This window comes from Kitasatospora dryopteridis, assembly GCF_050749075.1.
Classification (GTDB): domain Bacteria; phylum Actinomycetota; class Actinomycetes; order Streptomycetales; family Streptomycetaceae; genus Kitasatospora.
This window is the reverse complement of the sequence record NZ_CP192749.1, coordinates 6,762,137-6,788,051: the sequence shown is the minus strand read 5'-3', so window position 1 is coordinate 6,788,051 and position 25,915 is coordinate 6,762,137. Positions and strand designations below refer to the sequence as shown.

The window sequence follows — 25,915 nt, the reverse complement described above, 5'->3', positions numbered from 1 at the left end:
ACCGGGTCCGGCTGCCGGGCGAGGGGCCGCTCAGGACTGCCGGGCGAGGGCCTGCCCGAGGAAGGCGGTGGCGTCCGGCAGCACCCGCCGCCAGAAGCCGTCGGTGTGGGCGCCGCGCGGGAAGTGCGTCTCCGCGGCCCGGTCGGCGAGCGTCCGGGCGGCCGGGCAGAACGGGTCCTCGGTGCCGCACCAGACGGCGAGCCGCCGGGTCAGCGGGCGGTCCAGGTGGCGCAGCGGCTCGTGTTCCAGCCAGTCGGCCTCGTCCTGGAACGCGTCGAGCGGGCGGGCCGCACCCCAGGAGGTGAACAGGGCCGGGCTGAGCAGGGCCGCGGCGGCGAGGCCACCGTTGCGGGCACGGGCGTACTGCAGGGCGCCGGAGCCGCCCATGGAGATGCCGAGGACACCGGTGGGCGCGGCGAGGCCGCGGGCGGCGAGCCAGCCCGGGACCTCGTCTAGCAGCATCGCCATCGGGTCGTCGGTGCCACGGCGGCGGTGCCAGTAGCTGGCGTCGCCGCCGTCCACGGCGACCAGGTGGAAGGGCGGCACACCCTTGCCGGTGGCGGCGGCCAGGAACTGCGGCAGCCCGAGCTCGAGCAGGCCGGCCGCCGAACCGCCGCGGCCGTGCAGTGCCAGGCAGACCGGCAGCTTGCCGGGGTCGGCGGTGCCGGGCGGGGTGAGGATGCTCAGCTGGACGCGGGTGCCGCGGGCCGCCGAGGCGAGGTGCTCGGTGCGGACGGGCCCGGGGGTGGCGGCCGGCACGGTGCCGTCCGGGCCGGTCATGCCGGCGGCACGGCGCAGCCGGGGCCCGCCCGGCAGGACGTCCTCGATCATGGCGCCGCCGACGGCTGCGGTGCCGACGCCGGCCACCAGCAGCGCACGCAGGAACCTGCGGCGGCCGGTGCCGGTCCCGGCAGGGCCGGAGTCCGGCGTGTCCGTGTCGGACGGCTCGGACGGCTCGGCCTGCACCGTCCGGCGGGCCCTGCGGGACTGCGGCGGCACCGTCCCGGTCGGCGCCGGCGCCTCGGCCGTCCGCTCGTCCCCGCTCTCCCCCAAGGCCCCTCCCCCGATCGATCTTGGGCCCCTACTCTACGGGGCGTCAGATCCGCCCAGGGCCACGGGCGGTCGTGCAACCACAGGGGCGCCGAGGTGCCCCCCAGCGCCCCTACGGGTTGCCTGACGCGGCGCTAGTGGCGGCAGGCCCATGGGGCGGTGGCGGTGGCTGCCTCGGCCTGGGCGCGGAGGGCGCGGACGGCCTCCGCCGGGTCGTCCGCGTTGTAGACGGCGGAGCCGGCCACGAAGACGTCGGCACCGGCCTCGGCGCAGCGCTCGATGGTGGACGCGGCGACGCCGCCGTCGACCTGCAGCCACAGGTCGAGGCCGTGCTTGGAGATCAGCTCCCGGGTGCGGCGGATCTTGGGCAGCATGATGTCCAGGAAGGCCTGGCCTCCGAAGCCGGGCTCCACGGTCATGATGAGGACCATGTCGAGCTCGGGCAGCAGGTCCTCGTAGGGCTCGATCGGGGTCGCGGGGCGCAGCGCCATGGCGGCGCGGGCGCCCTTGGCGCGGATCTCGCGGGCCAGCCGGACGGGTGCGGTGGCGGCCTCCACGTGGAAGGTGACGGAGCCGGCGCCGGCCTCGACGTACTGCGGGGCCCAGCGGTCGGGCTGCTCGATCATCAGGTGGCAGTCGAGCGGGGTGTCGGTGGCCCTGGCGAGGGACTCGACGATCGGCACGCCCAGCGTGAGGTTGGGGACGAAGTGGTTGTCCATCACGTCCACGTGGAGCCAGTCCGCGCCGCGGACGGCCTCGGCCTCGTCCGCCAGGCGGGCGAAGTCGGCGGAGAGGATGCTGGGGTTGATCTGCGCCATATCCGGGTACCTTCACAGCTCGGTGCGGGCGGTCGTCTGCGGCCACCTCCTCCCATCATCCCGTGAAGCGGCGGCCGGAGGGGAACGCCAGGGTGTCGGGTGACCCGCATCACAGCAGGACCGGCTCGATGCAGGACTCGCAAGGGGGCGCGGCAGCAGTGTGCGCCTCGGCACGCACCGGGAGCCCGCCGGCTCCAGAGAGGCTGTCCGTCAGTGGCTGAACACGTCCATCCCGCCCGTGCCCTGTGGTGGCTCTTCGAGCCCGTGCACGCACTCACCTACTTCTCGCCCGAGGGCCGGGCCGCCTACGAGGCGGTCGGCCTGCGCGGCTACTGGCGCGGGTACTTCGGCGGCCGTTCGGCGCCGCTCGGCCCGGTGGACCCGGCCCCGGTGGTCGCGGCGTTCTTCAACTTCGCCCCGGCGATGGTCGAGCGCGCGCTGCCGGACATCTGGCACCGCGCCTCCCCGGACGCCGCCCTGGAGGCCCGTCTCGCGGGTGCGACCGCCGCGCTGGAGCGCGTCCTGGAGGCGGTGAAGCCCGATCTGGTCGACCGCTCGGTGGAGCTGCTGGAGCGCGCCGTCGACGGCCTGGACTGTTCCGGCCGCGTGCTGGCCGCCGCCAATGCGGTGCTGCCCCGCCCGGAGGGCGGGTACGGCCGGCTCTGGCAGGCGACGACGGTGCTGCGCGAGCACCGCGGGGACGGCCATGTCGCCGCCCTGGTCTCCGAGGGCCTGGACGGCTGCGAGGCGCTCGTCCTGCGCTGTGCCCTGGACACCCGCCGCGAGGTGCTGCAGCCGCACCGCGGCTGGACGGACGAGCAGTGGCAGGCCGCCACGGACCGCCTGGTCGAGCGCGGCTGGCTGCAGTACGGCGGTGCGATCACCGCCGAGGGCCGCTCGCGGCACCGGGCGCTGGAGGCGGTGACCGACCTGGCCGCCGCCCGGGTGTGGGACGGCTTCCACCGCACCGAACTCGACGAACTGGCGACCGCGTTGCGTCCGGTCTCCACCGCCTGCCGGGCCGAGCTGCCGCAGTTCAACCCGATCGGCCTGCCCACGGCGAGCTGAGCGCGGTTCAGAGGGCGGCGGGTGCGGTCCGGGCTGCACGGGCCGTCCACCGGCCGTCGTGGCGGGCAATGCTGATGGGGTGTCCGAAGCAGGCGCTGATCAGTTCGGTGGTGATGACCTCGTCGACCGGGCCGGCCGCCACGCAGGCGCCCTCGCGGAGCAGCAGGGCGTGGGTGGTGGTCTCCGGCAGCTCCTCCAGGTGATGGGTGACCAGCACGGTGGCGAGCTGCGGGTGGCGGCGGCGCAGCAGGTCGAGGCTGCCGAGCAGGAGTTCGCGGGCGGTGAGGTCGAGGCCGGTGGCGGGCTCGTCGAGCAGCAGCAGGCGGGGCTGCGGCATGAGTGCCCGGGCGATGAGGACTCGGCCGCGCTCGCCCTGGGAGAGGGTGGTCCACGGGTCGTCGGCGCGTTCGGCCATGCCCATGGTGTCCAGCAGGTGGTCGGCGTGTGCGACCTGGTCCGCGGTGGGGTGCCGGCGGGGTTCGGGTTCGATGCTGTTGGTGAGGCCGGTCAGCACCACGGTGCGGACGGGGAGCGGTGAGCGCAGCGGGTGGCGGGGGTTGACGTGCCCGAGGTGGGTGCGCAGGGCGCGGATGTCGACCCGGCCGAGCCTTCGGCCGAGGACGTGGACCTCGCCGTGGGTGGGGTGGGAGACCGCGCCGAGCAGGGCGAGCAGGGTGGACTTCCCGGCGCCGTTGGCGCCGAGCAGTGCCCAGTGCTGGCCGGCCTCGACGGTGAGGGAGACGTCCCGGAGCAGGTGGCGCCCGTCGCGCACCACGTCCACGGACCGGGTGCGCAGCAGGGGTGCGTCGGTCAGTGGTTCGGCACTGGTCACGGCAGTCTCCCGGGTGTTCGCGGCGCGGGCGCCGGCCGTCCCGCGGCGCGGCCACGCTAGCAGTGCGCCGGCCGCGGCGGCCGGGATGCTCACGGTACGGACGACCCGCGCCGGTGTGCGGTACGGCTACTCGGTGCGGCGCGGGGTGGGCGGGCCGAGCAGGATGCCGCGGCCGGCGTAGAAGCGTTCGAGGTCGCCCCACGGCACCCGGGCGTGCTGCTGCGACTCGCCGGGGAAGCCGGAGGGGTTGTGGATGAACAGGGCCTCGTCGTCGGCGCCGACGGCGAGCACCAGGTGCCCGCCGGTGCGGGGCGGCGCGGGTTCGAGGGTGCGGATCGAGGGGTGGACGGAGATCACCGGGAGCCGTCCGCCGGCGAGGTGGCTGCGCAGCTCCTCGGCGGGGAGCGGTGCCCGGGCGTCCGCGTACAGGCCCCAGCGCTCGCGGACGTAGGTGGCGAAGGGGCCGTGGATGAGCCCGTCGAGCCGCCCGTCGGGGTGCCGGACGTACGCGCCGGCCTCCCGGCTCTCCTCGGCGAGCCGGACGATCGGCGGGGCCACGCCCCACCAGTGGTCGAGGGCCATCCGCAGGCAGGCCATGCCGCAGGCGCGCCAGGACCAGTAGGCGTACTCGGCCGGGTCGGGCGCGCCGGACTCCTCCCAGCGCGGGTCGTCCTCCGCGAGGAGGGTGCCGTCGAGGATGTCCGGGACGAGCTCGGGGGATTCCCACTGCGCGTAGTAGGGAACCGGGTGGCTGATCGGCTGCACAATGATCATTCTGGCGCACCCGGGCAGCGGCCGCCTCGGGTGCGGGCCCGGACGCGCATGCGCGCAGGCAGACCCCCATGGTGCGCCTGCGGCCTTCCGCGCTCCGGCGCACCCTGCCCCGGCCGGCTCGTTTCCCGGGTCGCGCTCCACGGTGACGGAGCCGTCCGCAGGCGGCCCGTGTCGCACGCGGAGTTGCGGACCCCCGGCCCCTCAGACGATGCCCGCGCCGCGCAGCAGCCAGCGGTTGGTGCGGCCGACCAGGCCGGCGCGGTCGAGGACGCCGACCACCTTGGCGGCCATCTCGGTCTTGGCGGCCCGCCAGTGCGGGTTGCGGCGGGCCGCCCGGCGGCCCTCCTTGGGGTCGATGCCGACGGCCGCGTACACCCGCGGGTTGATGAGGTGGGTGGTGGCGACGTGGATGACGATGCCCATCAGCAGCTGCTCCACCCTGCGGCGGACCGGCCCGAGGTCCTGGCGCACCAACTCCTCGCGCGCATAGGTGATGTGGCGGGACTCCTCGATGACGTGGATGCGGGCGACCTGGCGGGACAGCGGCTGGAGCGACTCGTCGGCCATCATCTCGCGCTGGAAGGCGTCCAGGATCTCCTCGACGTACATGGTGCCGCCGAAGGTCTGGCTGTGCGTGGAGATCGCCTTGAAGACCCGGCCGAGCTCGTGGGCGAGGCGGCCGGGGCCGTACGCGGGCGCACCCATCCACGCGATCATGCGGGCGAACATCACGGAGTGCCGGCACTCGTCGGCGATCTCGGTGAGGGCGTACTGGACGTGCGCGGTGGTCGGGTCCCGGTCGAAGGCGTGCCGGAGCAGCATCTGCATGAGGATCTCCTCGAACCAGATGCCGACGCTGGCGACGCAGGCCACCTCGTGCTTGCTGAGCTCGATCCGCTGCTCCTCGCTGAGGCGCTCCCAGAGCTCGGTGCCGTAGAGGGAGATCCGGTGCGGGGTGATGTAGTAGGCGCCGGGGACGGGCTCGCTCGCCCAGTCGACGTCCTTGAGCGGGTCGAAGGAGAGCTTGGCGGAGGAGGCGAGGAGGCGCTCCGCGGTGCGCCGGCGCTGCCGGTCGCGCTCCTCCAGGACGGTGGTGGTGTCCTTGCGCGCGGTGGTGGCCATGGGGGTCGGCTCCTCGGTCGCTCGGGTGGGGTCTGCCGAGACCGTAGACCGTATTAGATTGACCGTCAATAACTCGCACGGCGAAAGGGGTCGCCCCACACGCCCCCGAATTGATCGCCCGTGCGTCCTAGAGGTCGATGCCGAGGACGTAGACGGTGTCGGACGCCCGGTCGAGCAGGAAGGACGCCTGGGCCGGTGCGGGCGTGGACAGTTCGCTGTCGAGGGACGGGCAGCCGACCCAGGATGCGCCCTCGGGTGCGGCGTCGGCCAGGCCCTGCAACCAGTCGCTGTCCAGGTCCGGGGCCCCCACCGGCGTGCACTCCCGGCCTGCCGTCAGTTCGGCGACCCGGCCCGGCTGCAGCCGGAAGAAGCCGGCCAGCCCCGGGTCCGGCGAGGGCAGCAGGTCGCGCGGGCCGTCGGTGGACCGCCATGTGCCGGAGACCGCCGGGGCGAGCCGCGGGAAGCTCCGGTCGAACCAGTCGGTCGAGGTGTAGCGCTCCTCGGCGCGCGCCTCGTCCCGCTCGACGACCAGTGTGCAGCCGCCGACGACCACCGCCCAGAACGCGGCGAACACGCCGACCGGCACCCACAACGACCTCGGCACCACGCTCTTCTGCTCCTGCATGCCGCCCCCTCCCCGAGTACCCGCCCGGGCGCGGGTTGCGCCCGGGCAGGTCACCTGTTCTACCAGGCGTAGTCCTCGGGGGCGGTGCGGTGGCCCGGGAAGATCTCGTCCAGGCGCTCCAGCGTCTTCTGGTCCAGCGTCAGCTCCAGCGCGCGACCGGCCGCGTGCAGCTGGTCCAGGGTGCGCGGGCCGACGATCGGGGCGGTGACGCCCTCGCGGGAGAGCAGCCAGGCCAGGGCGATGTCGCCGGGCTCGTGGCCGAGTTCGGCGGCGAGGTCCTCGTACGCCTGGATCTGCTCGCGGTGCTTCTCCAGGGTCTCGGCGGCCCGGCCGGAGGCACGCCGCACGCCCTCGCGCTCCTTGCGCAGGACGCCGCCGAGCAGGCCGCCGTGCAGCGGCGACCAGGGGATGAGGCCGAGACCGTAGTGCCGGGCGGCGGGCAGCACCTCGAGCTCGACGCTGCGCTCCAGCAGGTTGTAGAGCGACTGCTCGCTGGTCAGGCCGAGGAAGTTGCGCGCCCTGGCGGCCTCCTGGGCCTGCGCGATGTGCCAGCCGGCGAAGTTGCTCGACCCCACGTAGACGATCTTGCCCTGGGCGGTCAGCACCTCCATCGCCTGCCAGATCTCCTCCCAGGGAGTCGCCCGGTCGATGTGGTGCATCTGGTAGAGGTCGATGTGGTCGGTCTGCAGGCGCCTGAGGCTGGCGTCGACCGCGCGGCGGATGTGCAGTGCGGAGAGCCTTCCCTCGTTGGGCCACTCCCCCATGTCGCCGTACAGCTTGGTGGCGATGACGGTCTTCTCGCGGCGGCCGCCGCCCAGGGCGAACCAGTTGCCGATGATCTCCTCGGTGCGGCCCTTGTTCTCGCCCCAGCCGTAGACGTTGGCGGTGTCGAAGAAGTTGATGCCCAGCTCGTGGGCGGTGTCCATGATCCGGTGGGCGTCGGCCTCCTCGGTGTGCGGACCGAAGTTCATGGTGCCGAGGCAGAGCCGGGAGACGGTGAGGCCGGTGCGGCCGAGGTGGGTGAACTCCATGGGTCCCACCCTCTGCCACCCGGCCTCCGCTGTCCAGGATTTCGTTCGCGCCGTGGATCAATCCCGCCGGCGGCGCCGCACCCGGCCCGACTGGCCGTCAGCGGGGCGGCGCCGCCGGGGGCGCGGGCGTCAGGCCGTCCGGCGCAGCAGTGCGAGGTACATCGCGTCGGTGCCGTGCAGGTGGGGCCAGAGCTGGACGTCCGGGCCGTCGCCGAGGGCGGGGACACCGGGCAGCAGCGGGCGGGCGTCGATCCACTCCAGGCCGCTCTCGCCGCGCAGCACGTCGTCGACGACCGCGCGGGTCTCGGCCAGGTGCGGCGAGCAGGTGGCGTAGCCGACCACGCCGCCGATGCGAGTGGCGCGGATCGCCCCGCGCAGCAGGTCGCGCTGGAGCGGGCCGAAGCCGGCGATGTCGTCGGGGCGGCGGCGCCAGCGGGCCTCCGGGCGGCGGCGCAGTGCGCCGAGGCCGGAGCAGGGCACGTCGACCAGGACGCGGTCGAAGGTGCCGGGCGCCCAGGCGGGCCGGGTGCCGTCGGCGGCGATCACGGTGTACGGACCGGGGTTGCCGGCGAGGGCGCGGGCGACCAGGCGGGCGCGGTGCGGCTGCTTCTCGGAGGCGACCAGGGCGGCGCCGCGCTCGGCGGCGAGTGCGCCGAGCAGGGCGGCCTTGCCGCCGGGGCCGGCGCAGCCGTCCAGCCAGAGGCGGTCCGGGCCGTCCAGCGGGGCGGCGGCTAGGGCGAGGGCGACGAGCTGGCTGCCCTCGTCCTGGACGCCGGCCCGGTTCTCGCGGACGGCGGCCAGCCCGGCGGGGTCGCCGCCCTCGGCGAGCCGCAGCGCGTACGGGGACCAGCGGCCGTCCCCGGCCTCGGGGAGGGCCTCGCGGAGTTCGGCGACGGTGACGCGGCCGGGCCGGGCGACGAGGGTGACCTCGGGGCGGTCGTTGTCGGCGCGCAGGAGTTCCTCGATGGCGGTGCGGCCGGAGGCGCCGGGCTGCCAGCGGCCGAGGGCGTCCCAGAGCGAGGAGACCACCCAGCGGGGGTGGGAGTGGACGACGGCGAGGTGGTCCTCGGCGTCCTCGTCGTACGGGGGCGCGACCTGCTCGATCCAGGCGTCGAGGTCCTGGGCGCTGATCCGGCGGAGCACCGCGTTGACGAACTTGGCCCGCCCGTCGCCGAGCACCGCGCGGGCGAGTTCGACGGTGGCGGAGACCGCGGCGTGGGTCGGGATGCGGGTGGCGAGCAGCTGGTGGGCGCCGAGCGAGAGCACGTCCAGGACGGGCGGGTCGACCTCGCGCAGCGGGCGGTCGATGCAGGCGGCGATGATCGCGTCGTAGGTGCCCTGGAGGCGCAGCGTGCCGTAGACGAGTTCGGTGGCGAGGGCCGCGTCGCGGCGGTCCATGCCCTTCTGCTCGGCCTCGCGGAGCAGCGAGGGCAGGACGAGGTTGGCGTAGGCGTCGCGCTCGTCGACGGCGCGCAGGGCGCGGAAGGCGACGATCCGGGCCGGGTCCTTCTTGGGGCGGCGGTGCGGGCGGGGTGCGCGCTTGGCGCTGGGCGTGGTCACAGGTGCCTCGAATGTGCTGCGGAGGAAGGGTGGTTCGGGTTGTTGCCGCAGGGGCGGCGGGTTTGCGGCGGGGTCAGGCGCCGAGCCGCTCGCCGGACTCGATCCGGACCCCTCGGGCCCAGTCTGCCGCCCGCATCTGCTTCTTGCCCTGCGGCTGGACGTCGCCGAGTTCGATCTCGTGGCTGCCGGTGCCGACGCGGACGCTGTGCTTGGTCACGGCGAGCTCGCCGGGGGCCAGCTCGGAGGAGCCGGTGACCAGGGTGACCGGGCCGGCGAGCTTGAGCCGCTCGCCGCGGAAGACCGTCCAGGCACCGGGGGCGGGGGCGCAGCCGCGGACGAGGCGGTCGACCCGCAGAGCCGGGTGGTGCCAGTCGATCAGGGCGTCCTCGACGTTGATCTTGGGAGCGACGGTGACGCCGTCGGCGGGCTGCGGGACGGCGTGCAGGTTGCCGTCCTCGATGCCGTCCATGGTGGCGGCGAGCAGGCGGGCGCCGGAGTGCGAGAGGCGGGTCAGCAGGTCGCCGCTGGTGTCGGCGGGGCGGATCTCCTCGGTGACGACGCCGTACACCGGGCCGGAGTCCAGGCCCTCCTCGATGAGGAAGGTGGAGGCGCCGGTGACCTCGTCGCCGGCCATCACCGCGTGCTGCACCGGGGCGGCGCCGCGCCAGGCGGGCAGCAGCGAGAAGTGCAGGTTGACCCAGCCGTGCCGGGGGATCTCCAGGGCTGCGGGGCGCAGCAGGGCGCCGTAGGCGACCACCGGGCAGCAGTCGGGGGCGAGTTCGGCGAGGCGGGCGAGGAAGTCCGGGTCGCTCGGCTTCGCGGGCTTGAGCACCTCGATGCCGGCCTCCTCGGCGCGCTGGGCGACCGGGCTGGCGACCGTGCGGCGGCCGCGGCCGGAGACCGCGTCGGGGCGGGTCACCACGGCGACCACCTCGTGCCGGTCGGAGGCCAGCAGGGCGTCCAGGGCGGGGACGGCGACCTCGGGGGTGCCGGCGAAGACGAGGCGCATGGGTGCCTTTCTCGGAGCGGTTCCTCGGGCCCGGCGGGGGCGGCGGAGGAGGGTCAGCGGGCGGAGCCGAAGGTGGAGTGCGGGGACAGCCGGACGGTCGGGGCCGGCCCCTCGCCCCAGTCGGCCTCGCGGATGGCCTTGAGCGCGGCCTTGCGCGCCTCGCGGTCGAGGCGGTCGACGAAGATGATGCCGTCGAGGTGGTCGGTCTCGTGCTGGATGCAGCGGGCGAGCAGCTCGGTGCCCTCGATCGTCACCGGGTCGCCGTGCATGTTGAAGCCCCTGGCGACGACGCCGTAGGCCCGCTTGGTGTCGAAGCGCAGGCCCGGCAGCGAGAGGCAGCCCTCGGGGCCGTCCTGCTCCTCCTCGGTGAGCGACAGGTCGGGGTTGATCAGGTGGCCGACGACGCCGTCCACGTTGTAGGTGAACACCCGCAGCGATATGCCGAGTTGGGGTGCGGCGAGGCCGGCGCCGGGGGCGTCGAGCATGGTGTCGGTGAGGTCCTTGACCAGGCGCCGCAGCTCCTTGTCGAAGGTGGTCACCGGCTTGGCCGTGGCGCGGAGCACCGGGTCGCCGAAGATCCTGATCGGCTGGATCGCCATGGCTGCGGGGGCTCCTCGGGGCGTCGGCGGCGGAGAACGTACCCGGAGAGTCTATGCAATGGGCGCGGCCCGCCGGGGCCGGGTTCGGCGAGGTCGGGGCCGGTGGGCGGTGGTCGCGGAATTCCCACCGACCTTCTCGGACGGGCGCGTTACCCGGGCCAGGGGTCGGGCGTTGGTCAAGTGGAATTGACCGGGACGCAGCGGCGTCACGGTCCCAGCCGACGGTACGGAGAGGTGGCGCCGAGGCCATGGCCGAGCAGATCAACCACGATGCAAGGGCGCGGGCGAGCCTGCACCTGCTGGTGCGGGACATCGAGCGGGTCCGGCGCCAGGTGGACGCCCTGCGCACCCTGACCGCCCAGCTGGGGAACGTCTACCGGCCGCGCCGGCCCAGCACCTCGGCGGGTTTCGTCGTGTACGGGCGGGCTCCCGCGCCGACCGTCCGGCTGGCGCAGGAGCTGCGGGAGAGCGTGGAGACGCTGGTGGCGGCGGCGGTCGAGTTCGACCGGGCGCTCGGCTTCTCCTGGGACTCGGTGGGCTCCGCGCTCGGGGTGACCAAGCAGGCGGTGCACCGCCGGTACGGGATGCGCCGGCCCGCCAACGAGCTGCTGGCGGCGGTCTCGGTGCCGGCGGTCTCGGTGCCGCGCGAGGAGCGGTCCGCCGAGCCGGTCCACGAGCGGGCCGAGGCCCCGGCGGCCGGCGACCTCTCCGGGGCGGTGCCGCAGGCCCGGCAGGGCGGGCTGGGCGTCCCGCACGGCGCCCGCATCGCCCGCTGACCCGGCGGCCGCGGTCTGCCGTCCCGCCCGTGGGCGCATGCAGACCGCGGGCGCGGGGCGGGTGTCAGCGCCCTGCCTCCTCGTAGGCCGCGACCTTCTCCGAGACGCCCTTGAGCAGCGGCTCGAGCCGGTCGACCAGCTTCTGGTACTCGGCGACCCGGCCGTCGGACCACTGTCCGAGCCCGACGACCATCGCCCGTCCCTGTCCGGTGAACGACTGCACCATGCCGCTGTCCGGGGGCAGGGTGGGCAGGCCGGAGCCGGGCGGCGGCGCCTGCGCGCCGACCTGGTAGGAGTCGAAGGCCATCGTCAGCCTGGTGACCAGCTTCACGGTGTCGGCCGGGTCCTTCATGGTGAAGACCGCCAGGTTGAACTGGTTGTTCTGCGCGTCCTTGTAGAGCGCGACCTGCTCACCGACGCAGCCCCTGCTCTCCTCGATCATGGTCGCCAGCAGCGGGCCGACCGAGTCCGGCTCGGTGCAGCTCTTCAGCACGACGGCGCCCACCTTGGTGAACACCGCGCCGCCCGCTCCCTTCACCTGGGCGGGGAAGGCCTCGGTCAGCGGCACCATCGGGCGGTCGGAGAGCGGCGCGGCCGAGCCGCCGGTGCTCGGCGAGCCGGAAACGGTCGGCGACGCGGGGGCCGTCGGCGACGCGGAAGCGGTCGGCGGGGCCGCCGGGGTGTCCTCGTCGGCCGGCTGCCCGAGGAACGTGAACGCCGCGAACGTGAACGCCGCGGCCGCCGCGGCGAAGGCGACGTTGCGCGGCCACGCCCGCTTGGGCCGGTCCGGCACCGGAGGGCCCGGCACCGGGCCCTCCTTGACGGTCGCGGCCCGGACGAAGTCCTCGTCGAGCACCACGTCGAACGGGTCGTCGGACGGCCGCTCCGGGCCCTGATCACTGTTTCTTCTCGACACGGAGCAACCCTAGTGATCAGCGGGTTTGTGCCGACAACCCGCCGGTCACGGCTTGATCACCGTTTTGGATCAACCGATGTCGGGCGGGTCGACGCGAATCCGCACCGGATCGGCGCCGCGCAGTGCCAGCCGGGCGATCTGCGCCGCTTTCAGGGCCGAGGCCAGCGCAGCGCCCTGCCCCGGCGCGACCCGCAGCAGCACCCGCTCGACCTCCTCCGCCCTGCCCCCCGGCACCGGCACCGGGCCCAGGACGTCGGCGCCCTCGGGCAGCCTGAGCAGGCCGAGCAGGTCCGCCACCGCCCGGGGCGACCCGGTGACCGAGGCCATCCGGGAGACCGGCGGGAAGTGCAGCAGCTCCCGTTCCTCCAGCTCGGTGGCGGCATGGCCGGCCGGGTCCCAGCGGACCAGGGCCTGCACCGGGCGGGCGGCCGGCTCGGCGACCACCACGACCGTGCCGCCCTCGGCGGCGGGCCGCACCAGGGCGGCGGCGGTCAGCCAGCGGCGCAGCGCCTCCTCGCCGGCCCGCAGGTCGGGGCGGGTGAGCAGCGCCCAGCCGTCCAGCAGCAGGGCGGCCGCGTACCCGCCCTCGGCGACCGGTTCGGCCCCCGGGGTGGAGATCACCAGTGCGGGTGCGCCCGGGACGGCGGCCAGCACCGACTCCCGCCCGGAGGTCCGTACTGGCACCCGGGGGAAGGCCTTGCCGAGTTCCTCGGCCGTCCGCCGGGCGCCGACCACCTGGGCGCGCAGCCGGAACGAGCCGCACTCGGCGCAGTGCCAGTCCGGCTCGGCCGTGCCGCACCAGACGCAGGTGAGCGGCGCCTCGGCCCCGGCCGACTGCAGCGGGCCGCCGCAGGGCCGGCAGCGGGCCGGTGTCCGGCAGCGTCCGCAGGCCAGGCTCGGTACGTATCCGCGCCGCGGCACCTGGATCAGCACCGGGCCGCGGGCCAGCGCCTCGCGTGCCACCTCCCAGGCCACCGTGGGCAGCCGGGCGGCCTGCGCCGCGGCGTCCCTGGCCTGGTCCTGGTCGGTCACCGTGCGCACCCGCGGGGCCAGTGCGCGGACGGTCTCGCGTTCGGCGGCCAGTGGCCGCGCCCAGCCGGTCTGCAGCAGCCGGGCCGCCTCGACCGTCGTGGAGAGCCCGCCGAGCAGCACGCCGGTGCCCTCCTCCGCGGCCCGCAGCAGCGCCACCTCCCGGACGTGCAGGTACGGGGCGTTCGGGTCGCTGTGGCTGCTGTCGCCGTCGGACCAGACGGCGATCAGCCCGAGGTCGCGCACCGGTGCGAACACGGCCGCCCGGGTGCCGACCACGGCGCGCACGGAGCCGCGGCTCACCGCGAGCCAGCTCCGGTACCGCTCCTGCGGGCCGGCCTCCGCGGCCAGCACCGTGTGCCGGCCCGTGCCGAGCAGGTCGGTCAGTGCCTCGTCGACCCGGGCGACGGCCCGGCCGTCCGGCAGGACGACCAGTGCACCGCGGCCGGAGGCCAGGGCGGCGGCCACGGCCCGGGCGATCTCGGCGGGCCAGCCGGGGCCGGGCAGTGCCGTCCACACGGCGCGCGGGGCGTGGCCGGCGGCCAGTGAGTCGAGGAAGGACGGGCCCTGCGGGTAGTGGGTCCAGCTGCCCGGCTCCGGTGCGGCGGGCGGCGGCAGCGGGCGCGGGGAGGGCTCGGCCTCGGCACCGGCGTGCCGCGGCGGCACGGCGAGTTGGAGGACGTCGGCGAGGCTGCCGGCGTAGCGGTCGGCGACGGCGCGGCACAGCCGCAGCAGGGCCGGGGTGAGCACCTGCTCCGGGGAGAGCACCCTGGCCAGCGGCGCCAGCGGGCCGGCGTAGTCGGAGGTGGCGCGGCGTTCCACGACGAAGCCGTCGTGCAGGGCGCCGCCCTCGCGGCGGCCGGAGGCGGCGACCCGGCCGCCGAACCGCACGCGGACCCGCACCCCGGGCCGGGCGTCCTCGGCCATCGCTGCGGGCACCGCGTAGTCGAAGTACTGGTCGAGGCTGAGCACGCCCTTGTCCACCAGCACCCGCGCCACCGGGAGCTCGGCGGCGAGCTCGACGCCCCGGGCGGCCCGCGGCCTGGCCTTGCGCACCGTCTCCCGGATGAACGCCAGCTGCTCGCCGGCGCCGTCTTGGCCGCTCATCCACCCTCCGCACTACCCGTCCGCCGCCAACATAGCCGACCGCGCCGACAGGTCCGCCCGCCGCGCGGACCGGCCGCGGAGGCCGCCGTCCGGCCGGGTGCGGAAAGCCGGGTGCGGGAACGCCGGAGGCGGCAGCCCCCGAGTGGGTGGCTGCCGCCTCCGGCGACGGCTGGGTCAGGCGCTGACGGCCTTCTTCAGCTGCTCGACGCGGTCGGTGCGCTCCCAGGTGAAGTCCGGCAGCTCACGGCCGAAGTGGCCGTACGCGGCGGTCTGGGCGTAGATCGGCCGGAGCAGGTCCAGGTCGCGGATGATCGCGGCCGGGCGGAGGTCGAACACGTCGGTGACGGCCTTCTGGATGTCCAGGACCGGAACGGTCTCGGTGCCGAAGGTCTCGACGAACAGGCCGACCGGCTCGGCCTTGCCGATCGCGTACGCGACCTGCACCTCGGCGCGGCGGGCGAGGCCCGCGGCGACGATGTTCTTCGCCACCCAGCGCATCGCGTACGCGGCGGAGCGGTCGACCTTGGACGGGTCCTTGCCGGAGAAGGCGCCGCCGCCGTGGCGGGCGTAGCCGCCGTAGGTGTCGATGATGATCTTGCGGCCGGTGAGGCCGGCGTCGCCCATCGGGCCGCCGATCTCGAAGCGGCCGGTCGGGTTGACCAGCAGGCGGTAGCCCTCGGTGACCAGCTTGATGCCCTCGTCGGCGAGCGCCTTCAGCTCCGGCTCCACGACGAACTCGCGGATGTCCGGGGTGAGCAGCGACTCCAGGTCGATGTCGCTCGCGTGCTGCGAGGAGACGACGACGGTGTCGAGGCGGACGGCCTTGTCGCCGTCGTACTCGATGGTGACCTGGGTCTTGCCGTCGGGGCGCAGGTACGGGATGGTCCCGTTCTTGCGGACCTCGGACAGGCGGCGCGAGAGGCGGTGCGCGAGGGTGATCGGCAGCGGCATCAGCTCCGGCGTGTCGTCGCACGCGTAGCCGAACATCAGGCCCTGGTCGCCGGCGCCCTGCTTGTCGAGCTCGTCGTCCTCGCCCTCGACCCGGTGCTCGTGCGCGGTGTCGACACCCTGGGCGATGTCCGGGGACTGCGACCCGATGGAGACCGACACGCCGCAGGAGGCGCCGTCGAAGCCCTTCTTCGAGCTGTCGTAGCCGATCTCGAGGATCTTGTCCCGGACGAGCTGCGCGATCGGCACGTAGGCCTTGGTGGTGACCTCACCGGCGATGTGCACCAGGCCGGTGGTGATCAGGGTCTCCACGGCGACGCGCGAGGAGGGGTCCTCCTTGAGGAGGGCGTCCAGGATGGTGTCGCTGATCTGGTCAGCGATCTTGTCGGGGTGTCCCTCGGTGACGGATTCCGAGGTGAACAGGCGGCGAGACACAGCGCTCCCTGGGGTTGCAGCGGCTGCTGACTGAATGCCCCGGTCCTCGGGGCATCCGGAAAGACTTGATTCCTGGAGTGTAACGGGGGACCACCGACATCGGGCACTCCCCCACTGTGGCAGTCGTGTGACCGTCACCCGGGCTGGTCAGCCGAGACGGGCGGCCACGGCGTCCCAGACGGCGTCGGCGAGGGCCTCCTTGGGGCCGTGCGGCACCGGGGTCTCGCCGCCGTCGGCGGCCAGGATGGTGGCGGCGTTGGTGTCCTGGCCGAACGCCTTGCCGTCGCCGACCTCGTTCACCACCAACAGGTCGCAGCCCTTGCGGGCGAGCTTGGCGCGGCCGTTGGCGAGCACGTCGTCGGTCTCGGCGGCGAAGCCGACCACCAGCTGGTCGGGGCGGGCCCGCTCGGCGGACAGCTCGGCGAGGATGTCGGGGTTGCGCACCAGGACGACCGGGGCGGGGTCGACCCCGTCCACCTTCTTGATCTTCCCGGCGGCGTACTCGGCGGGCCGGAAGTCGGCGACCGCGGCGGCCATCACCACCGCGTCCGCGTCCGGCACGGCCTTGTGCGCGGCCTCCCGCAGCTGCAGCGCGGTGGAGACCCGCACCACGTCCACGCCCGCGGGGTCGGGGAGCTCGACGTTGGCGGAGAGCAGGGTGACCCGGGCGCCGCGGGCGGCGGCGGTCGCGGCCAGCGCGTAGCCCTGCTTGCCGGAGGAGCGGTTGCCGAGGAAGCGCACCGGGTCGAGCGGCTCGCGGGTGCCGCCCGCGGAGACCACCACGTGCCGGCCGGCCAGGTCCTGCTCGGCGGCACCGCGGGAGAGCACCCGGCGGCAGGCCTCGAAGATCTCGGCCGGGTCGGGCAGCCGGCCCTTGCCGGTGTCCTTGCCGGTGAGGCGGCCGACCGCGGGCTCCAGCACCACGGTGCCGCGGCGGCGCAGGGTGGCGACGTTCTCCTGGGTGGCCGGGTGCTCCCACATCTCGGTGTGCATCGCGGGCGCGAGCACCACCGGACAGCGGGCGGTGAGCAGGGTGTTGGTGAGGAGGTCGTCGGCCAGGCCGTGGGCGGCCTTGGCGAGCAGGTCGGCGGTGGCCGGGGCGACGACGACCAGGTCGGCGTTCTGGCCGATCCGCACGTGCGGCACCTCGTGGACGCTCTCCCAGGTCTCGGTGGCGGCCGGGCGGCCGGAGAGCGCTGCCCAGGTCGCCTCGCCGACGAAGTGCAGGGCGGCCTCGGTCGGCACCACGGTGACCTGGTGGCCGGACTCGGTGAACCGTCGCAGCAGCTCGCAGGCCTTGTACGCGGCGATGCCGCCGCTGACGCCGAGGACGACGCGCGGTGCGTTCATGGTGGCTGTGTCTCCTTCGGGGGCCGCCCGGGTGGGCTCGACCTCACCCTACGGCGCATCAGACGGCGCGTGCAGCATGACCCCGGGCACAGCGAAGGGCCCGCCGGAACACGTCCGGCGGGCCCTTGTGCAAGGGGAGGCTCAGGCAGCCTCGACCGCCTCGGCGGTGAGCATGCCGGCGTTGATCTCGCGCAGCGCGATCGACAGCGGCTTCTCGTGCACGTGGGTGTCGACCAGCGGGCCGACGTACTCGAGCAGGCCCTCGCCCAGCTGCGAGTAGTACGCGTTGATCTGGCGGGCACGCTTGGCCGCGTAGATCACGAGGCTGTACTTGGAGTCGGTCGCCTCGAGCAGCTCGTCGATCGGCGGGTTGATGATGCCCTCGGGCGCGGTCATCGAAGAGGACACGCGAAAACCTTCCGAAAGTGGATTGGTTGATCACACACTGCCTGACGACCGACTCGACGAGCCGATCCGGTCAGGCTACACCGAGCAAGGCTAGCAGTTCGGCCGCTACCTGCTCGACGGAGGTGTTGACAAGGGTCGTGTCGAACTCCGACTCCGCGGCCAGCTCGACCCTGGCGGCGTCCAGCCGCTGGTCGATCACGTGCTGCGGCTCGGTGCCCCGCCCGGTCAGCCGGCGGACCAGCTCCTCCCAGCTCGGCGGCGCCAGGAAGACCAGCTGGGCCTCGGGCATCGACTCGCGGACCTGGCGGGCCCCCTGCAGGTCGATCTCCAGCAGGACGGGCTCGCCACGGTCGAGCCGGTCCTGGACCGCCTGCCGGGGGGTGCCGTAGCGGTTGCCGGCGAAGACGGCCCACTCCAGCAGCTCGCCGTTGGCGATCAGCTTCTCGAACTGGTCGTTGTCGACGAAGTGGTACTGGACCCCGTCCCGCTCGCCCGGCCTCGGGTGGCGGGTCGTCGCCGACACCGAGAGCCAGACCTCGGGGTGCATCTTCCTCATATGAGCGACGACCGTGCTCTTGCCGACCCCGGAGGGGCCGGAGAGCACGGTCAGCCGCGGACGCTCACTCATGCACCGATTATCCCGGATCGCGGACCGTCCGGGGACCAGGGGGCCGGAGTCAGGAGGCCGCGCCGCCGAACTCCCGCTCCAGGGAGGCGATCTGGTTGGTACCGAGACCACGCACGCGGCGGCTCTCGGAGATGCCGAGGCGCTCCATGATCTGCTTGGCGCGCACCTTGCCGACGCCCGGGAGGCTCTCCAGCAGGGCGGAGACCTTCATCTTGCCGATGACCTCGTCATCGGCCTTGCCGGCCTTGATCACGTCGTGCAGCGACGCACCGGAGTGCTTGAGCTTGTTCTTCACGTCGGCGCGCTTCCGCCGAGCTTCGGCGGCCTTGGCGAGCGCAGCGGCGCGCTGTTCGGGGGTAAGGGGCGGAAGAGCCACGCCGTTCACCTCAGGTGTGAATGGAAGGGATGAGCTATGACTGGTGGTGCCCGGCCTCCGGAGAGCAGGCTCTGACCTGCGCAGCGTCGGAAATCCGCCGCCTTCCGGTGACCTACCGCCGGACACTACCCAACTTAGGCCGCCACGTCAGGAAAAGAACACGAAAAGTCCTGGTCAGCCGGGGCAGACACAGGACTTTTCGGGTCAAATCCACCCCCCTCCGGGGAGGTTTCTCAGCCGTTTGTGACGCCGCTCACATCCTTGACGAATCGTTCCGCCGCCTCGCGCAGACCGTCGACCGACGGTCCGTGCTTCAGGATGTCGCGGCTGACGCTGGGCAGGACGTTCTTCACCGAGGCCCCGAAGACCCTCGGCAGGTCGGCCGCGGTGGCACCCTGCGCACCCACGCCGGGGGCCAGCAGCGGGCCGTTGATCGCGAGGTCCACGCCCGCCTCGGCGAGGGTCGCGCCGACCACCGCGCCGAAGGACCCGAGCGGCTCGGCGCCGGCGTTCTCCGCCGCGAGCCGGCGCAGGATGCCCTGGGCCACGCTCTCGCCGTCCGCGGCGACGGCCCGCTGCACCTCGGCCCCCTCCGGGTTCGAGGTGAGCGCGAGCGCGAACAGGCCGCAGCCGTTCGCCCGGGCCAGGTCCACGGCGGGCTGCAGCGAACCGAAGCCGAGGTACGGGCTGACGGTCAGCGCGTCGGAGAACAGCGGGCTGCCCGGGGAGAGGAAGGTCTCCGCGTACGCGGCCATGGTCGAGCCGATGTCGCCGCGCTTGGCGTCCATCACGACCAGCGCACCGGCCGCGCGGGCGTCGGCGACGCAGCGCTCCAGCACCGCGATGCCCTTGGAGCCGAAGCGCTCGAAGAAGGCGGCCTGCGGCTTGAGCACGGCGACCCGGTCGGCCAGCGCCTCCACCACGGTGCGCGAGAAGGACTCCAGGCCGGCGATGTCGTCGCCGAGACCCCAGGCGGAGAGCAGGGAGGCGTGCGGGTCGATGCCGACGCACAGCTGCCCCCGGGTGTCGAGGGCCTGGCGCAGGCGGGCGCCGAACGGGGCGAGGGTGGTCATGGGTGTCCTCCGGTCGTCGGGGCGGGCAGAGCAGAGCTGTGGTCGTACGGGGGCGGCGGGTCAGTCCCGGCGGTGGGCCAGGCCGACGGCGTCGGTGAACGCGGCCAGGCCGCGGGCGGCGAGCGCGCTGCGCAGCTCGTCCAGGATGCGCAGCGGTGCGGTGGGGTCGTGCAGGAGCGCGGAGCCGATCGCGACGGCGCTCGCACCGGCCGCCGCGAAGGCCAGCGCGTCCAGGCCGCCGGTGATGCCGCCCATGCCGAGGATCGGCACGGTGGGCAGCCGGCCGGCGAGCATCGCCGAGTGGACCAGGTGCACGCAGCGCAGCGCCACCGGCCGGACGGCGGGCCCGGAGAGCCCGCCCGGGCCCGCGGCGAGCGCCGGGCGCAGGGTGTCCGGGTCGATCTCCAGCCCCGGCACCGTGTTGATCATCGAGAGGCCGTCCGCGCCGGCCCGGACGCAGGCGGCGGCGATGTCGGTGATCGACAGCACGTCCGGGGCGAGCTTGGCGTAGACCGGCAGTTCGGCGGGGGCCGCCCGGCGCACCGCGCGGACCAGGTCGTAGGAGATCGCCGGGTTGGCGGCGAAGACCAGGCCGAGGTCGGCGTGGCTGGGGCCGCCGATGTTCAGTTCCAGGCCGACCACGCCGGGCAGGCCGCCGAGCCGGCCGGCGAGGGCCGCGAACTCCTCGATCCGCTCCCCCGCGATCGACACCACCACCCGGGCGCCGCGCTCGGCGAGCCAGGGCAGCTCCCGCTCGACGAAGGCGTCGATCCCCGGGCCCGGCAGGCCGAGGGCGGTGAGCAGGCCGGCGGGCGTGGCGGCGGCCCGCGGCGTCGGGTGGCCGGCCCTGGGCCGCGGCATGACCGTGCGGGTGGTCACGGCGCCCAGCGCGTCCAGCGGGACGAACTTGGCGAGCTCGCGCCCCGCGCAGCCCGCCGCCGTCAGCAGCGGGTTGGGCAGGGCCAGCGGGCCGAAAGGCGCGCGGAGGTCGACGTCCTGCGGCTCCATCACGCCCCCTCCAGGTCGGCCGGCACCGTGCCGATGTCCGCCCAGCGGACCCGGGTGCCGTCGAAGACCGGGCCCTCGGTGCAGGCCCGGGCGAAGCGGCTGACCCCGTCCGCGCCGATCACCGGGACGACGCAGGCGGCACAGAGGCCGGTGCCGCAGGGCAGGTCGGTGGCGAGCAGCGCCCAGCACCGGATTCCCAGGTCGGCCGCGACCGTGGCGGTCGGCGCCAGCACGTCGGGCGGGCCCGCGGCGAAGACCACCGAGGCGTCGATGGCCCGGGCGGCCTGCGCCAGCGGTTCGAAGACCAGGCCGGTGAGGCCGGCCGAGCCGTCCTCGGTGACCACCAGGACGTCCTGGGTCAGCGCCCCGGCCTGCTCCACGCCGTGCAGCGCGGCGGCGGTCGGGGCGCCCAGCAGGAAGCCGAGCTGGCCGCCGCGGGCCTTCAGCTGCTCGCCGAGGGCGGGGAGCGGGGCGCCGTGGCCGCCGTGGCCGACCAGCAGCGCCCGTACCGGCTCGTCGGTGAGCGGGAAGGGCGTGCCCAGCGGGGCGATCAGGTCGACGGTGCCGGTGCGGGGGCCGTCGGCGACCACCAGTTCCAGGGTGCCGGTCGCGGCGTCGGCCCGGGCGATCGGGACGGCGTCCCGGACCACCGGGTGCTCGCCCGCCAGTGAGGCGAAATGGCCCGGCCGCACCCGGGACGCGGCCTCGGGCGCCCGCAGCACCAGACGCTGGTACGCGCCCTCGGCGGCACACCCGACCACCTCCGCCCGGCACCGCACCGGATGGGCCATCGCTGCTACCTCTCGATCGAACGATTGCGGTCGACCTGCGTCCACACGTGCAACGGGCCGGTATGCCCGCAGGTCACGGCACGATCCTCCCGCCTCGCGCGGGTCTACGCCTTGGCGGTGCCGACCGCGTCGGCGATCGTCCGGTGGCCGCTGGCGCGCAGGCGGGCGGAGAGGCCCTTGTGGACGCGCCGCATCCAGAAGGGGCCCTCGTAGATGAAGGCGCTGTAACCCTGCACCAGGTCGGCGCCGTGGAGGATCCGCTGCCAGGCGTCCTCGGCGGTCTCGATGCCGCCGACCGAGACGATCGCCAGCCGGCCCTCGGTGCGGGCGCGGAGCCGCTGCAGCACCTCCAGCGAGCGGGCCTTGAGCGGGGCGCCGGAGAGGCCGCCCATGCCGATCTCCTCGATGCGGGAGGCGTCGGTGGCCAGGCCCCCGCGGCCGATGGTGGTGTTGGTGGCGATGATGCCGTCCAGGCCGAGGGTGAGCGCCATGTCGGCGATCTCGTCGATGTCCTCGTCGGCGAGGTCGGGGGCGATCTTCACCAGCAGCGGGACGTGGTGGGTGGTGACCTCGTCGGCCGCCTTGCGGACGTCCCACAGCAGCGGGCCGAGGATCTGCACGGCCTGCAGGTTCCGCAGGCCCGGGGTGTTCGGCGAGGAGACGTTGACGACCAGGTAGTCGGCGTGTGGGGCGAGGCGCCGGGTGGACTTCAGGTAGTCCTCGGTGGCGTCGGCCTCCTCGACGACCTTGGTCTTGCCGATGTTGACGCCGACGACCGGCGTGTAGCTGGTGCGGACGCGGCCGGCCAGGCGGGCGGCGACCCGGGCCGAGCCCTGGTTGTTGAAGCCCATCCGGTTGATCAGGGCACGGTCCTCGATCAGCCGGAAGAGCCGCGGGGCGGGGTTGCCGGGCTGCGGCTCGCCGGTGACGGTGCCGATCTCGACGAAGTCGAAGCCGAGCATGGACAGGCCGTCGATGCCGATGCCGTCCTTGTCGAAGCCGGCGCCGAGGCCGAACGGGCCGGGCAGGTCCAGGCCGAGCGCGGTGGTCCGCAGTGCGCGGTCGCGCGGGGCGAGCACCAGCCTGACGAGCTGCCGCAGGCCGGGGACGGAGGCGGCCAGCCGGATCCAGAAGAAGGCGAGGTGGTGGGCCTTCTCCGGGTCCATCTTCTTGAAGACCAGGTCGAACAGGAGCTTGTACACAGCGCCCTTCCTGAGCGTGAGCAGGGCTGTGGGGGGCACCAAGGTCTCCGGTGCCCCCCACGGTGGTCGGACTACTTGCGGCCGGCGTTGATCAGGGCCGCGTGCTCCTGGAGCGACATCACGCCGACGTCGCCGCGCAGCAGGGCGTCGATGCCCTGCACGGCCGCGCCCATCGCCTGGACGGTGGTCAGGCAGGGCACGCCGCGGGAGACGGCGGCGGTGCGGATCTCGTAGCCGTCGAGGCGGCCGCCGGTGCCGTACGGGGTGTTGATGATCAGGTCGACCGCGCCCTCGTGGATCAGCTGGACGATGGTCTTCTCGCCGCCCGGGCCCTCGCCCTCGCTGTGCTTGCGCACCACGGTGGCGGGGATGCCGCCGCGCTGCAGCACCTCGGCGGTGCCGGTGGTGGCGAGCAGTTCGAAGCCGAGCTCGGCGAGCGCGCGGGCCGGGAAGACCAGGTTGCGCTTGTCCCGGTTGGCGACCGAGACGAAAACCTTGCCCTTGGTGGGCAGGGCGCCGTAGGCGCCGGCCTGGGACTTGGCGTAGGCGGTGCCGAAGACCCGGTCGATGCCCATGACCTCGCCGGTGGAGCGCATCTCCGGGCCGAGCACGGTGTCGACGCCGCGGCCGGCCACGTCACGGAAGCGCGACCAGGGCAGCACGGCCTCCTTGACGGAGATCGGGCAGTCGGCGGGCAGGGTGCCGCCGTCGCCCTCGGCCGGGAGCAGGCCCTCCTGGCGGAGTTCGGCGATGGTGGCGCCGAGCGAGATCCGGGCGGCGGCCTTGGCCAGCGGGACGGCCGTCGCCTTGGAGGTGAACGGCACGGTGCGGGAGGCGCGCGGGTTGGCCTCCAGCACGTAGAGGATGTCGCCGGCCAGCGCGAACTGGATGTTGATCAGGCCGCGGACGCCGACGCCGCGGGCGATCGCCTCGGTGGAGGTGCGCAGCCGCTTGATGTCGTAGCCGCCGAGGGTGATCGGGGGCAGCGCGCAGGCGGAGTCGCCGGAGTGGATGCCGGCCTCCTCGATGTGCTCCATGACGCCGCCGAGGTAGAGCTCGGTGCCGTCGTAGAGGGCGTCGACGTCGATCTCCACCGCGTCGTCGAGGAAGCGGTCGATGAGCACCGGGTGCTCGGAGATCAGGCCGGCGTGGCGCTCCAGGTAGGAGGCGAGCGAGGCCTCGTCGTAGACGATCTCCATGCCGCGGCCGCCGAGCACGTAGCTCGGGCGGGCCAGCACGGGGTAGCCGATCTCGTCGGCGATGGCCTTGGCCTCGTCGAAGGAGAAGGCGGTGCCGTGCTTGGGGGCGGGCAGGCCGGCGTCGCGCAGGACGCGGCCGAAGGCGCCGCGCTCCTCGGCGAGGTCGATCGCCTCGGGCTGGGTGCCGACGATCGGCACGCCGTTGTCCTTGAGCGCCTGGGCGAGGCCGAGCGGGGTCTGGCCGCCGAGCTGGACGATGACGCCGGCGAGCGGGCCGGCCTGCTGCTCGGCGTGGACGATCTCCAGGACGTCCTCCAGGGTGAGCGGCTCGAAGTAGAGCCGGTCGGAGGTGTCGTAGTCGGTGGAGACGGTCTCCGGGTTGCAGTTGACCATCACGGTCTCGTACCCGGCCTCGGCGAGCGCGAAGGAGGCGTGCACGCAGGAGTAGTCGAACTCGATGCCCTGGCCGATGCGGTTGGGGCCGGAGCCGAGGATGATCACCGCGGGCTTGGTGCGCGGGGCGACCTCGGTCTCCTCGTCGTAGGACGAGTAGAAGTACGGGGTCCTGGCGGCGAACTCGGCGGCGCAGGTGTCGACGGTCTTGAAGACCGGACGGATGCCGAGGGCGTGCCGGACCTCGCGGACGACGTCCGGGCGCAGGCCGCGGATCTCGCCGATCTGCTGGTCGGAGAAGCCGTGGCGCTTGGCGTGGCGGAGCAGCTCGGGGGTGAGCTTCTCGGCCTCGGCGAGCTCGCCGGCGATCTCGTCGAGCAGGAAGAGCTGGTCGACGAACCACGGGTCGATCTTGGTGGCCTCGAACACCTCCTCGGGGGTGGCGCCGGCCCGGATCGCCTCCATGACGGTGTTGATCCGGCCGTCGGTCGGGACGACCGCCTTGGCGAGCAGCTCCGCCTTGTCGCCGACGGGGCCCGTCCAGGAGAACTGGCTGCCCTTCTTCTCCAGCGAGCGGAGCGCCTTGTTGAGCGCCTCGGGGAAGTTGCGGCCCATGGCCATGGCCTCGCCGACCGACTTCATGGTGGTGGTGAGGGTGGCGTCCGCGGAGGGGAACTTCTCGAAGGCGAAGCGCGGGACCTTGACGACGACGTAGTCGAGGGTCGGCTCGAAGGAGGCCGGGGTCTGCTCGGTGATGTCGTTGGGGATCTCGTCCAGGGTGTAGCCGACGGCCAGCTTGGCGGCGATCTTGGCGATCGGGAAGCCGGTGGCCTTGGAGGCGAGCGCCGAGGAGCGGGAGACGCGCGGGTTCATCTCGATGACGATGACCCGGCCGTCCTCGGGGTTGACGGCGAACTGGATGTTGCAGCCGCCGGTGTCGACGCCGACCTCGCGGATGACGGCGATGCCGATGTCGCGGAGGATCTGGTACTCGCGGTCGGTGAGGGTCATCGCCGGGGCGACGGTGATGGAGTCGCCGGTGTGGACGCCCATGGGGTCGAAGTTCTCGATGGAGCAGACGACCACGACGTTGTCGTGCTTGTCGCGCATCAGCTCCAGCTCGTACTCCTTCCAGCCGAGGATGGACTCCTCCAGGAGCACCTCGGTGGTCGGCGAGAGGGCCAGGCCCTGGCCGGCGATGCGGCGCAGGTCCTCCTCGTCGTGGGCGAAACCGGAGCCGGCGCCGCCCATGGTGAAGGAGGGGCGGACGACGACGGGGTAGCCGCCGAGGGTCTCGACGCCGCGGAGGACGTCGTCCATCGAGTGGCAGATCACCGAGCGGGCGGACTCGCCGTGGCCGATCTTGGCGTTGACGGCCTCGACGACGCCCTTGAAGAGGTCGCGGTCCTCGCCCTTGTTGATCGCCTCGACGTCGGCGCCGATCAGCTCGACGCCGTACTTCTCGAGGGTGCCGGCCTTGTGCAGGGAGATCGCGGTGTTGAGCGCGGTCTGGCCGCCCAGGGTCGGCAGCAGCGCGTCGGGGCGCTCCTTGGCGATGATCTTCTCGACGAACTCGGGGGTGATCGGCTCGACGTAGGTGGCGTCGGCGATCTCCGGGTCGGTCATGATCGTGGCCGGGTTGGAGTTGACCAGCACGACGCGCAGGCCCTCGGACTTGAGGACGCGGCAGGCCTGGGTGCCGGAGTAGTCGAACTCCGCCGCCTGGCCGATGACGATCGGGCCGGAGCCGATCACCAGGACGGACTTGATGTCGGTGCGCTTCGGCAC

General features: G+C 74.0%; 24 protein-coding genes. 2 read left to right on the top strand and 22 right to left on the bottom strand.

Annotated elements, in window-relative coordinates; all coding sequences use genetic code 11:
* Positions 1 to 30: 30 nt before the first annotated feature.
* Positions 31 to 1,053, bottom strand: a complete 1,023-nt coding sequence (locus tag ACQ614_RS30680; protein WP_431682175.1) for an alpha/beta hydrolase — start codon at positions 1,051 to 1,053, stop codon at positions 31 to 33.
* Between the two features lie 131 nt (positions 1,054 to 1,184).
* A complete protein-coding gene (gene rpe, locus ACQ614_RS30675) occupies positions 1,185 to 1,868 on the bottom strand; it encodes a ribulose-phosphate 3-epimerase (RefSeq protein WP_431682173.1) in 684 nt (227 codons plus the stop codon).
* A gap of 213 nt (positions 1,869 to 2,081) precedes the next feature.
* Between rpe and ACQ614_RS30670 the strand changes: the two genes are divergently transcribed.
* On the top strand, positions 2,082 to 2,936 hold the full coding sequence (locus tag ACQ614_RS30670; RefSeq protein WP_431682172.1) for an SCO6745 family protein: 855 nt from the start codon (positions 2,082 to 2,084) through the stop codon (positions 2,934 to 2,936).
* A gap of 7 nt (positions 2,937 to 2,943) precedes the next feature.
* On the opposite strand, the gene ACQ614_RS30665 is transcribed toward ACQ614_RS30670, so the two are convergent.
* The 8 genes from ACQ614_RS30665 to def form a co-directional block, all read right to left on the bottom strand.
* Positions 2,944 to 3,768, bottom strand: a complete 825-nt coding sequence (locus ACQ614_RS30665) for an ABC transporter ATP-binding protein (RefSeq protein ID WP_363492621.1) — start codon at positions 3,766 to 3,768, stop codon at positions 2,944 to 2,946.
* 126 nt (positions 3,769 to 3,894) lie between these two features.
* Positions 3,895 to 4,542, bottom strand: coding sequence for a C39 family peptidase (locus tag ACQ614_RS30660; protein WP_431682171.1), 648 nt, complete (start codon positions 4,540 to 4,542; stop codon positions 3,895 to 3,897).
* A gap of 201 nt (positions 4,543 to 4,743) precedes the next feature.
* Positions 4,744 to 5,664, bottom strand: a complete 921-nt coding sequence (locus ACQ614_RS30655; RefSeq protein WP_431682170.1) for an AurF N-oxygenase family protein — start codon at positions 5,662 to 5,664, stop codon at positions 4,744 to 4,746.
* Between the two features lie 127 nt (positions 5,665 to 5,791).
* Positions 5,792 to 6,289, bottom strand: coding sequence for a hypothetical protein (locus ACQ614_RS30650; RefSeq protein ID WP_431682169.1), 498 nt, complete (start codon positions 6,287 to 6,289; stop codon positions 5,792 to 5,794).
* A gap of 59 nt (positions 6,290 to 6,348) precedes the next feature.
* Positions 6,349 to 7,320, bottom strand: coding sequence for an aldo/keto reductase (locus ACQ614_RS30645; protein ID WP_431682168.1), 972 nt, complete (start codon positions 7,318 to 7,320; stop codon positions 6,349 to 6,351).
* A 129-nt stretch (positions 7,321 to 7,449) separates the two neighbouring features.
* Complete coding sequence (locus ACQ614_RS30640; protein WP_431682166.1) at positions 7,450 to 8,880, bottom strand: RsmB/NOP family class I SAM-dependent RNA methyltransferase; 1,431 nt, start codon at positions 8,878 to 8,880, stop codon at positions 7,450 to 7,452.
* A gap of 73 nt (positions 8,881 to 8,953) precedes the next feature.
* Entirely contained in the window at positions 8,954 to 9,889 is a 936-nt protein-coding gene (gene fmt, locus ACQ614_RS30635) for a methionyl-tRNA formyltransferase (protein WP_431682165.1), read from the bottom strand.
* A 53-nt stretch (positions 9,890 to 9,942) separates the two neighbouring features.
* Positions 9,943 to 10,488 (bottom strand): peptide deformylase, encoded by a 546-nt coding sequence (gene def, locus ACQ614_RS30630; RefSeq protein ID WP_431682164.1) that lies wholly within the window; start codon positions 10,486 to 10,488, stop codon positions 9,943 to 9,945.
* 248 nt (positions 10,489 to 10,736) lie between these two features.
* Here def and ACQ614_RS30625 point away from each other — a divergent pair, with 248 nt between their 5' ends.
* Positions 10,737 to 11,264: a hypothetical protein gene (locus ACQ614_RS30625; RefSeq protein ID WP_431682162.1), complete on the top strand. Its 528-nt coding sequence runs from the start codon at positions 10,737 to 10,739 to the stop codon at positions 11,262 to 11,264.
* 64 nt (positions 11,265 to 11,328) lie between these two features.
* Here ACQ614_RS30625 and ACQ614_RS30620 read toward each other — a convergent pair whose 3' ends face one another.
* The 12 genes from ACQ614_RS30620 to carB all read right to left on the bottom strand — a co-directional run bounded on the left by ACQ614_RS30620 (position 11,329) and on the right by carB (position 25,915).
* Entirely contained in the window at positions 11,329 to 12,180 is an 852-nt protein-coding gene (locus ACQ614_RS30620; RefSeq protein WP_431682158.1) for a hypothetical protein, read from the bottom strand.
* A 69-nt stretch (positions 12,181 to 12,249) separates the two neighbouring features.
* Positions 12,250 to 14,316, bottom strand: coding sequence for a primosomal protein N' (locus ACQ614_RS30615; RefSeq protein ID WP_431682156.1), 2,067 nt, complete (start codon positions 14,314 to 14,316; stop codon positions 12,250 to 12,252).
* Positions 14,317 to 14,490: 174 nt separating this feature from the next.
* Positions 14,491 to 15,699: a methionine adenosyltransferase gene (gene metK, locus ACQ614_RS30610; protein ID WP_431682153.1), complete on the bottom strand. Its 1,209-nt coding sequence runs from the start codon at positions 15,697 to 15,699 to the stop codon at positions 14,491 to 14,493.
* 147 nt (positions 15,700 to 15,846) lie between these two features.
* Positions 15,847 to 17,049 carry a bifunctional phosphopantothenoylcysteine decarboxylase/phosphopantothenate--cysteine ligase CoaBC gene (coaBC, locus tag ACQ614_RS30605; protein ID WP_431682150.1) on the bottom strand — a complete coding sequence of 401 codons (1,203 nt, stop codon included), beginning with the start codon at positions 17,047 to 17,049 and terminating at the stop codon, positions 15,847 to 15,849.
* Positions 17,050 to 17,190: 141 nt separating this feature from the next.
* The gene (rpoZ, locus tag ACQ614_RS30600; RefSeq protein WP_030056185.1) at positions 17,191 to 17,457 is read right to left on the bottom strand and encodes a DNA-directed RNA polymerase subunit omega; all 267 of its coding nucleotides are present in this window, start codon (positions 17,455 to 17,457) and stop codon (positions 17,191 to 17,193) included.
* A 70-nt stretch (positions 17,458 to 17,527) separates the two neighbouring features.
* On the bottom strand, positions 17,528 to 18,085 hold the full coding sequence (gmk, locus tag ACQ614_RS30595; RefSeq protein ID WP_431682147.1) for a guanylate kinase: 558 nt from the start codon (positions 18,083 to 18,085) through the stop codon (positions 17,528 to 17,530).
* Positions 18,086 to 18,134: 49 nt separating this feature from the next.
* Positions 18,135 to 18,461 (bottom strand): integration host factor, actinobacterial type, encoded by a 327-nt coding sequence (gene mihF / locus ACQ614_RS30590; protein WP_363492583.1) that lies wholly within the window; start codon positions 18,459 to 18,461, stop codon positions 18,135 to 18,137.
* A gap of 233 nt (positions 18,462 to 18,694) precedes the next feature.
* Positions 18,695 to 19,534: an orotidine-5'-phosphate decarboxylase gene (gene pyrF, locus ACQ614_RS30585; RefSeq protein WP_431682144.1), complete on the bottom strand. Its 840-nt coding sequence runs from the start codon at positions 19,532 to 19,534 to the stop codon at positions 18,695 to 18,697.
* Between the two features lie 60 nt (positions 19,535 to 19,594).
* Positions 19,595 to 20,542: a dihydroorotate dehydrogenase gene (locus tag ACQ614_RS30580; protein ID WP_431682141.1), complete on the bottom strand. Its 948-nt coding sequence runs from the start codon at positions 20,540 to 20,542 to the stop codon at positions 19,595 to 19,597.
* The gene (locus ACQ614_RS30575; protein ID WP_431682140.1) at positions 20,542 to 21,333 is read right to left on the bottom strand and encodes a dihydroorotate dehydrogenase electron transfer subunit; all 792 of its coding nucleotides are present in this window, start codon (positions 21,331 to 21,333) and stop codon (positions 20,542 to 20,544) included. Before ACQ614_RS30575 ends, ACQ614_RS30580 begins: the two co-directional genes overlap by 1 nt.
* A 104-nt stretch (positions 21,334 to 21,437) precedes the next feature.
* Entirely contained in the window at positions 21,438 to 22,535 is a 1,098-nt protein-coding gene (locus ACQ614_RS30570; protein ID WP_431682138.1) for a quinone-dependent dihydroorotate dehydrogenase, read from the bottom strand.
* 71 nt (positions 22,536 to 22,606) lie between these two features.
* Positions 22,607 to 25,915, bottom strand: coding sequence for a carbamoyl-phosphate synthase large subunit (gene carB / locus ACQ614_RS30565; protein WP_431682135.1), 3,309 nt, complete (start codon positions 25,913 to 25,915; stop codon positions 22,607 to 22,609).

Bases quoted from the DNA above. Each gene is read 5' to 3' on its own strand.
- rpe (WP_431682173.1), bottom strand. From the start codon at position 1,868: ATGGCGCAGATCAACCCCAGCATCCTCTCCGCCGACTTCGCCCGCCTG.
- ACQ614_RS30660 (WP_431682171.1), bottom strand. From the start codon at position 4,542: ATGATCATTGTGCAGCCGATCAGCCACCCGGTTCCCTACTACGCGCAG.
- ACQ614_RS30655 (WP_431682170.1), bottom strand. From the start codon at position 5,664: ATGGCCACCACCGCGCGCAAGGACACCACCACCGTCCTGGAGGAGCGC.
- ACQ614_RS30650 (WP_431682169.1), bottom strand. From the start codon at position 6,289: ATGCAGGAGCAGAAGAGCGTGGTGCCGAGGTCGTTGTGGGTGCCGGTC.
- ACQ614_RS30645 (WP_431682168.1), bottom strand. From the start codon at position 7,320: ATGGAGTTCACCCACCTCGGCCGCACCGGCCTCACCGTCTCCCGGCTC.
- fmt (WP_431682165.1), bottom strand. From the start codon at position 9,889: ATGCGCCTCGTCTTCGCCGGCACCCCCGAGGTCGCCGTCCCCGCCCTG.
- def (WP_431682164.1), bottom strand. From the start codon at position 10,488: ATGGCGATCCAGCCGATCAGGATCTTCGGCGACCCGGTGCTCCGCGCC.
- ACQ614_RS30625 (WP_431682162.1), top strand. From the start codon at position 10,737: ATGGCCGAGCAGATCAACCACGATGCAAGGGCGCGGGCGAGCCTGCAC.
- ACQ614_RS30615 (WP_431682156.1), bottom strand. From the start codon at position 14,316: ATGAGCGGCCAAGACGGCGCCGGCGAGCAGCTGGCGTTCATCCGGGAG.
- coaBC (WP_431682150.1), bottom strand. From the start codon at position 17,049: ATGAACGCACCGCGCGTCGTCCTCGGCGTCAGCGGCGGCATCGCCGCG.
- gmk (WP_431682147.1), bottom strand. From the start codon at position 18,085: ATGAGTGAGCGTCCGCGGCTGACCGTGCTCTCCGGCCCCTCCGGGGTC.
- pyrF (WP_431682144.1), bottom strand. From the start codon at position 19,534: ATGACCACCCTCGCCCCGTTCGGCGCCCGCCTGCGCCAGGCCCTCGAC.
- ACQ614_RS30580 (WP_431682141.1), bottom strand. From the start codon at position 20,542: ATGGAGCCGCAGGACGTCGACCTCCGCGCGCCTTTCGGCCCGCTGGCC.
- ACQ614_RS30575 (WP_431682140.1), bottom strand. From the start codon at position 21,333: ATGGCCCATCCGGTGCGGTGCCGGGCGGAGGTGGTCGGGTGTGCCGCC.